Source organism: Synechococcus sp. R3-13 (assembly GCF_047462195.1).
GTDB lineage: Bacteria > Cyanobacteriota > Cyanobacteriia > Thermostichales > Thermostichaceae > Thermostichus.
The window spans coordinates 1-4,182 of record NZ_JANSIO010000158.1; the positions used below are offsets into that span (position 1 = coordinate 1).

The 4,182-nt window shown below is 56.1% G+C and carries 5 protein-coding genes; 1 reads left to right on the forward strand and 4 read right to left on the reverse strand.

All coding sequences use genetic code 11. The features are described from left to right. Window positions 1-267 (reverse strand): pentapeptide repeat-containing protein (locus NW856_RS04960; protein ID WP_414399382.1); only part of this gene is annotated, 267 nt, incomplete at its 3' end. A gap of 254 nt (window positions 268-521) precedes the next feature. Between NW856_RS04960 and gshB the strand changes: the two genes are divergently transcribed. Continuing rightward, entirely contained in the window at window positions 522-1,469 is a 948-nt protein-coding gene (gshB, locus tag NW856_RS04965) for a glutathione synthase (RefSeq protein WP_414350404.1), read from the forward strand. Between the two features lie 404 nt (window positions 1,470-1,873). Here the strand turns inward: gshB and NW856_RS04970 are convergent, their stop codons facing one another. The 3 genes from NW856_RS04970 to NW856_RS04980 all read right to left on the reverse strand — a co-directional run bounded on the left by NW856_RS04970 (window position 1,874) and on the right by NW856_RS04980 (window position 4,017). Further along, window positions 1,874-2,494, reverse strand: coding sequence for a biotin transporter BioY (locus tag NW856_RS04970; RefSeq protein ID WP_414399383.1), 621 nt, complete (start codon window positions 2,492-2,494; stop codon window positions 1,874-1,876). Between the two features lie 464 nt (window positions 2,495-2,958). Further along, complete coding sequence (locus tag NW856_RS04975) at window positions 2,959-3,441, reverse strand: ABA4-like family protein (protein ID WP_414382604.1); 483 nt, start codon at window positions 3,439-3,441, stop codon at window positions 2,959-2,961. 141 nt (window positions 3,442-3,582) lie between these two features. Then, the gene (locus tag NW856_RS04980) at window positions 3,583-4,017 is read right to left on the reverse strand and encodes a hypothetical protein (protein ID WP_414399384.1); all 435 of its coding nucleotides are present in this window, start codon (window positions 4,015-4,017) and stop codon (window positions 3,583-3,585) included. Window positions 4,018-4,182 lie beyond the last annotated feature (165 nt).

A 4,182-nucleotide genomic window follows, 5' to 3' on the forward strand; every position in this document is an offset into this window, starting at 1 on the left:
TGGCTCAAATGAAAGATCAACACAACCTAGCTCAGCGCGGCGAAAGTTGCACAGACGTAGGTCGGCTTGCTGCAGGCTGATCGAGCGCAGGTTAGCCCGCGTCAAATTGGATTTGGGCATCTGAATGCGGTCGAACAGGCCCCGCGAGAGGTAGGCATTCTCCAGGTTGGCACCCACCAGGGAGCGCCCCTCACGCAAGGCTTCCAGCAAGTCCCGCGTGGTTTCAATGCGAACCGGCTCTGAGGGTTGAGAAGGGGGAGCACTCACGGATGGAGCATTCCTCACAGGTTAGGCCAGAAATCCGGTCAACCCAGCCGAGAACTGAGGGCCAACTGGGGATTCCACCTATCAAGCTAACGTTTGCGTCGCCTGTCGAGGTTAAGAGGATATTAAAAAGACAACTCTGCATCGAGCTTTCCAGAGGGGGCCTTCTCTTGTGGAAACAGCCTACCGGGGGAGAGCCATCGGCTCCGATTTGTTGCATACTCGGGGCAGCCTTTCGTCAGTGAACCACACCTCACATGCAGGTAGCTTTTATTGTCGATCCATTGCCTCAGTTGCAGGTGGGCCATGACACCAGCATTGCCCTGATGGAAGCTCTGCAGAAACGGGGGCACCGCATTTTCTGCCTGGGCCTGGCGGATCTCTACTGGGATCAAGGGGAAACTTGGGGATCCCTTGAGGAAATCCGGTTGGATCTGAAGGCGGATCCCTGGTATGAGGTCAAAGACCGGCAACTGCTGCCCCTGAGCCAAATGCAGGCGGTGTGGATGCGCAAGGATCCGCCGGTAGATGCGGCCTATCTCTATGCCACTTACCTTTTGGATCGTCTCTCTCCCAGCCGCACACTGGTGCTCAATCATCCTGCCGGGATCCGCTCGGCCAACGAAAAGCTCTATGCCCTGCAATTCCAAGAGTGGATCCCGCGCACCCGCGTCAGCAGCAACAAGCGTCTGCTGCGTCAGTTTGTTGAACAGGAAGGACAGGCGGTGCTCAAGCCCTTGGGTGGCAAAGGTGGGGAAGGGATCCTGAGGGTCAATGCCGGGGATCCAAACCTCAACTCGTTGATTGAAATGAGCACCCAATTTGGTCGGCTGCCTGTGATGGTGCAGGAGTATTTGCCACAGGCGGCGGCAGGAGACAAACGCATTTTGCTGCTGGAAGGAGAGCCTTTGGGTGCCGTCAATCGGATCCCTGGAGAGGGCGATTTTCGGGGCAATGTTGCTGCCGGCGGTCGAGTGGAAAAAACCAAGATTACCGAAAAAGAACGGGCTCTCTGCGGGGCTTTGGCGCCGGTGCTCAGGCAGGAGAAGCTGTATTTTGTCGGGATCGATGTTATCGGGGAACGACTAACCGAAGTGAACGTGACCAGCCCAACAATGCTGCGAGAACTCTGTCAGTTGGAAGGAGTTGACCTGGCAGATCAAGTGGCTCAGTGGCTGGAAAAGAAGGTGCCCGTCAAGGACTGAATGACTACCCACCGGGATGCTTCTGGGATCCGGCGCGTCTGTTGCATGGCAGGGATCCCGTCTATCCAGGGAATCCATAGGGATCCCATGAATTCAGAAAGACATAATTATAGCTTAAGGTTGAGATCAGCTTCTTTTGGTCGGCAGCTAGAAAATAAAAAGCCCCACAAGGGGGCTCTGCCGCGACCAGTCAGCGACTTATAAAACTCTAGAGCAATATAAAGAAAAGCTCCATGAATAGGGCGTATTGAACATCGCATTGAGCACAGTTTTTAGAATCTCAGAAAAAAGGCCAAATCCTCGGAGCTGTTATCTTTTTTTTAGATTTTCCGACCCGAGGCTAATCCCAGGCCCCTTCTGCTTTGCCGGAGCGGTCTTTAGAGTTGCTGCTCTTGCCCAGTGGGCTATGAGTCTGCCGGTGGCCTTTCCCGACCCACCCAGCGCCAGATGGTGGGCAGCAGCACTGCTGCCAGTCCGCACTTCACCAAGTCTCCTGGGATAAAAGGGAAGACCCCTTTGTTGAGGACGGCCAAGATCGAGGTGGGCTCAACATTCTGGTTCAGCCACACCCCTAGCCAAGTGGCTCCTAGCAAATAAATCAGAGCCGAGCAGGATAACATCGCCAGCGCCATCTTCCAGGGGTTGCGATCCACGCCCCAGCGCTCCACCAACCAACCCATCAGCCCTGCAGCCAGGGGAAAAGCCAACAGGTAGCCCCCCGTCGCCCCGGCCAAGTGGCCAAGCCCGGATCTGCCACCGCTGAAGAAGGGCAATCCCAGGATCCCTTCCAGCAGGTAGACCAGCAACGTGAGAAAGCCCAGCCGTGCCCCAAAGCCTGCCCCCACCAGCATCACCCCAAAGGTTTGCCCGGTAATCGGTACCGGCGTGAAGGGCAGAGGGATCCGCACCTGAGCCAGGGCAGCTACGAACAAACTTCCCCCCAGAACCAGCAGGAGATCCCGAGTTCGGGAAGGGCGAGGCAGAACAGTTTGCGCCAAGGGTGTGTGAACAAAGGTAGCAGTCATGAGAGGTTTGCACTCCTGTTTACCCGAAGACTGAGCTTAAGGCCCCGTCCCATCGCTGCGCGGAAGCAAGCCAGTAGGGCGGGGAGTATGTCAGGGTTTCAGAATACAAGAATTCGGTTACCGAAAAACTGGGTTTGAAGCCCCGCCCTTTAAAGCGGCTTTGTGCTACGCTGCCTGCAGTGCCAGGGTAGTCAGCCGCTCTCGCCCACAGCAGCACAGGGCGCATTGTTCGCGTAAACGGGCTGTAGGCCCTAAACCCGACAGCCTGACGGTTGGATCCGACCTCAGTGGGTTTTGTGGTTGTTGTTTACAACGGCACCTAAAGGCACTCGGGAACCACCCTGTGTGCTGGCGAGTACGTAGCGCTGGGGAGCTGCGTGGCAGCAACGTTGAGGTCGAGGATGATCCCACGCTGCTCATTTTGCACCCTGTGCATCGGAAAGAGCCATAAAGCCAAGCAGGGGCTAGATGGATTCTTGCGGCACTTCTGAGCCTTTTTCAGGTTGAGCGACACTGGGCCGGTTCTGGCGAGTTGCTTGTACAATCGCCACCGTAAGCAAATGGGAGAGCAGACCCACAGGCCCGGCAAACAAGCACAAAATCAGGGAATGGGTTGTCCATACTCGCTTATCCCACCCTTCCAAAAAGATCCAGCGGCCCACAAACAAATCCATGACGATGTAGTGTACCCATCCCGTCGCCATAACGGCGGGTTGACTGAATAGGTCGGTTAGGCTGGTCAGAGACAGTTGAGGGTCGGAAAATTCCTTGAGAACATCCGCGTTGAACCCGGTGACCAAAAGATACAAATAAACCGCCGCCAAAATAGCGATGGGCAAAAGCGATTCCATCACCTTGCGGGTTACCTTCCAACCCGGCAACAGAATCATCAAGGCCCAAAAGGGCAAAGCAAACCAGTTGGCCCCGTTAAAGATCATCTCCAGCATGCTTGGAACCCCCAACGCTACCTGTCCATTATCGGCCCAATGCCCCCTGGGGATCCCTGCAGTAGCGGGTGGAAATGGATGGGAGTTATTCCTGACTTGCCCTGAAGTTTTTTTCTTGAGGAGCCAGAGGGATCCCGGTCGCTATTCCGGTTGGCGGAGCCTGGCAGTTGCAATGGAACTGACCGCACGGCCACTGTCGGTGGTGGCGGCAATGCGGGAAATGCGGGATCCAGTGTCGGTCATGGCCCAGAAGCTGCTGATGCTTTTGGCGGTAGAGGTGGGTTGAGCCGGGCCGATGGGGGATTCTACTGCCACAGAGTCTGGGGATTTCTCCTGAGAAGGGATCCACACCACAGGTTCCTCACCCCGTTGAGCTACTGCAACTTTTGGGGCGGGATGTTCTGGGGTGGGCTCAGGGGCTTCTTCTTTGCGGGCGGCCTCTGCAGCAGGGACATTCCGGGGAGAGGGCTGCTGAACCAGCCTCTTGTCAAGGGGTGGTCGTGGCGCGGCAGCGGGGGGTGCAGGGGGGGCTTGGCCGGCGATCTTTCCCCATAAGGCTTTGAGCAGTTGCCACATGGCTAGGTTAACTTCTGAGCGATAGAGCAGTGAGGAATGGTGTTATCCTGCCATGCTCTGGCCTGAGAATCCATCCCCTCTGCCAGTCTTGATAGAGCAAAGTCATAACGAGTATGATTAAGTAGCTTGCTTAGGGAGCATGACTCTAGTCAATAATAAGCTCAA